This window comes from Salmonella sp. SAL4457, assembly GCF_046548235.1.
GTDB classification, from domain to species: Bacteria; Pseudomonadota; Gammaproteobacteria; order Enterobacterales; family Enterobacteriaceae; genus Salmonella; species Salmonella enterica.
In genome coordinates, this window is sequence record NZ_JBGDZO010001178.1 from 1 (window position 1) to 243 (window position 243).

Consider the following 243-nt stretch of genomic DNA (forward strand, 5'->3'; position numbering starts at 1 on the left):
GTACGTCCTTGCCGTCGCCGCTGGGGGCGGCGCGTCCGCTCATGTGGTAGAGGCGGTTCGGATTGGTCGGGCCCATCATCGACTGGTGGTAGGCCTCGCACAGGGTGAAGGCGTCGGCCAGGGCGTAGTAGTAGGGAATGTCGCCGCGCTTGAAGTAGCCCATGGCTTCGGGGTACTGCACCGCCATCCACTTGTCGTTGCGGCCCTGGTTCCAGATCGCGTGGAAGGCCGACCATTCATGGT

General features: G+C 64.6%; 1 protein-coding gene. It reads right to left on the reverse strand.

The genetic code is table 11. From position 1 onward, the window contains the following. Positions 1–243 (reverse strand): alkaline phosphatase family protein (locus tag ACLJNW_RS27900; RefSeq protein WP_410961841.1); only part of this gene is annotated, 243 nt, incomplete at both ends.